Source organism: Streptomyces sp. NPDC055099 (assembly GCF_053607685.1).
The window spans coordinates 1-2,254 of the sequence record NZ_JBSGUA010000064.1 but is presented as its reverse complement, the minus strand read 5'-3'; the positions used below and the strand labels follow the sequence as shown (position 1 = coordinate 2,254).

Below are 2,254 nucleotides of genomic sequence, written 5' to 3'. Positions count from 1 at the left end.
CCGGGAGATCGCAGGCCACGTCGTGGCGGCCACGGAGTGGATGGACCGGGATCACCCCGACGCGGAGGCCCTCCACGCCGAGGCGGACCAGATCAGCCAGGCGGGCATCCGGCTCGGCGAGCTGGCCAAGACCATCAGGCAGGAGGACTGCGGGTAGCCCGGGACGGAATCACGGTCTACGGCCCGTGGCCGGCGGAACTCCCGTCGACCACGGGCTGCGTCATGTGCGCCGCTGATCGGCTGTCAGGAGACAGCTCTCGGGCGCCTGTACCCGTGTATTCGAACCCCCTGAAGCCTCCGACGAGGAAGGCGCCGACCACGATGACCGACGCCGCGGCGCCGATGGCGTACGCGAGCCGCTCCCCCCTGGACGCCTGGACGGAGGACCCCGGGGAAGGGGCCGTCCACCGGTAGACGAGCCAGGCCAGTACGAACGCGGCCCCTGCGACGAGGGCGGTGAACAGGTCGAACGTCACGGCAGGCGCTGTGCCGTGCGAAGCGGCCGCCGACGTGGTGATGCCGTCGATGCGGAACATGGGAGACCTCCGGTGAGTAGGGAGCGTCACCATGGAGGAGGCGGGGGTTAGCCCCGCAAGTCCCCATCCCACCAGCGATTCTGTCCCTGTGATCGTCTCGGCGGGGCGACACGGGGAAGTCCATCAGACGGATCCGGCAACCCCCAAAAGCTCCGTGTTACAAACAGCCGGGGAAGAGCCATCAACCGGGGGTGTCCTCCCGCGTTCCGCCGCTGGGACTGCTTCCGGCGGATATCGTGGGCGCACGGCCCCGCGCACGGGCCCAAGCCAGCCTCAGCCCATGACTGGGAGCACTCTGAGGCGAAGGTGCCAGGACCGCAGGTCCCAGCGCATCAGTGCGGAGCACACCGACATCACGCCACCCTGTGAATGCCCGCAGTCGAGTCCGTCTCGCGCGTGCATCGGGTCATGGGCAACCGCTGCACGCTCCACGAGAAGGAGACCGCTGTGGTCAAGAACCATGGGAAGAAGCAGCGCGCCAAGGCCAAGGCCAAGCGCACCGGGGCCTCGCACGCATCGGCGGCCGCCGGCACCACGCACGTCCACCCCGCCCCCGACGCCGGGCTGATGGAGGGGATGCTGCCGTACGTGGCGGGTTCCGCGCCCGACCACGATCTGGCCGCCCGCCTGCTCGGGGCCTGCTGGGCAGGGTGCGGTCCGTGCCAGACCTCCCTGTCCGCCCGGGCCGTTGCTCACCGGGCGACCCTCGCCGGGCTCGCCGGAGCCGTCTACCTGGTCCCGCTGGGCGCCATGGCGCAGCACTCGCCGCTGCTCGCCCCGTCCACCCGGGCGTGGATCGCTCTCGCGCAGGAGAAGGCGGCCACCGGTCACGGGCACGTCGCCCTGCGCGCGGTCGACGACCTGGACGAGGACGACGCCCACGCTCTGCTCGATGACGCGCTCGACCACTGGGCGGCGCTGGACATGGAGAACGTCTCGTTGCTCAAGGAGTTCAGGGCTGCGGGCGCCGGTGGGAACAGGGTGCCGCCGCGGCAGCGCCCGGCCGACCCGATGGACACCTTCCGCGCGGCGGGGATCAACGTCGTCACCGTGGACGACCTCGACCTGGGCGAGAGCATCGATCCGTACTACCTGGCCCCGAACTACGGCGTCTTCCCCGGGCAGACGACGACCCCGAGTGGGCAGGAGCTGCCGATGCTCACTCTGTACCCGGAGACCGAGGACGCGGGGATCGAGGACCTGGAGGCCCGCACCGACTGGGAGCACTGGGGCATGTACGGGCTGCCGGACGTCGACCCCCGGTGGCGGGTCCGCGCACGGATTGCCGACCGCTCCCTTCAGGGCCTGGTCCACGTCGGCCCTGACGGCGAGGACGACATCGAGCTGTGGCGGGCGGCCGAGTCGGTGAGCATGCCGCCGGACTGGTGGAACCTGCTCGACCGCGCCCAGCACGTCCTGATCGTGGGGCCCGTGAAGGATGCCTCGCCCGCAGCCCTGAACGCGGCCGGTGAGGCGGGCACGCTCATGGCCGTCGTCGCCCGCGTGGCCTTCGTCTGATGGCCCGCAGGGAACGGCGCCCGCGCCAGCACCTCGCGGGGATCGCCGACATCCGCATCACGGCCGACGAAGCCACCGTCGCGCTCGTCACCGAGGCCCTGCGCCGGGAGTTCGTCATCACCGACCCGGAGCCGTACGACAGCGGCCACACCTACCTCCGGCTCGACGCAGGCAACACCACCCCCGACCCGGACCACGGC

The 2,254-nt window shown here is 71.3% G+C and carries 3 protein-coding genes; 2 read left to right on the top strand and 1 reads right to left on the bottom strand.

Annotation, left to right across the window (positions count from 1 at the left end):
• Positions 1 to 176: 176 nt before the first annotated feature.
• The gene (locus ACWFRU_RS42270; protein WP_073826492.1) at positions 177 to 536 is read right to left on the bottom strand and encodes a hypothetical protein; all 360 of its coding nucleotides are present in this window, start codon (positions 534 to 536) and stop codon (positions 177 to 179) included.
• 369 nt (positions 537 to 905) lie between these two features.
• Between ACWFRU_RS42270 and ACWFRU_RS42265 the strand changes: the two genes are divergently transcribed.
• Together ACWFRU_RS42265 and ACWFRU_RS42260 are read left to right on the top strand one after the other, a co-directional pair.
• Positions 906 to 2,054, top strand: coding sequence for a hypothetical protein (locus ACWFRU_RS42265; protein WP_381097614.1), 1,149 nt, complete (start codon positions 906 to 908; stop codon positions 2,052 to 2,054).
• Positions 2,054 to 2,254: hypothetical protein (locus ACWFRU_RS42260; RefSeq protein ID WP_453694171.1), on the top strand; the 201-nt coding region annotated here is incomplete at its 3' end. The genes ACWFRU_RS42265 and ACWFRU_RS42260, both read left to right, overlap by 1 nt.

Excerpts from the sequence above, each read along its gene's own strand:
- ACWFRU_RS42270 (WP_073826492.1), bottom strand. The coding sequence starts at position 536 with ATGTTCCGCATCGACGGCATCACCACGTCGGCGGCCGCTTCGCACGGC.
- ACWFRU_RS42265 (WP_381097614.1), top strand. The coding sequence starts at position 906 with ATGCCCGCAGTCGAGTCCGTCTCGCGCGTGCATCGGGTCATGGGCAAC.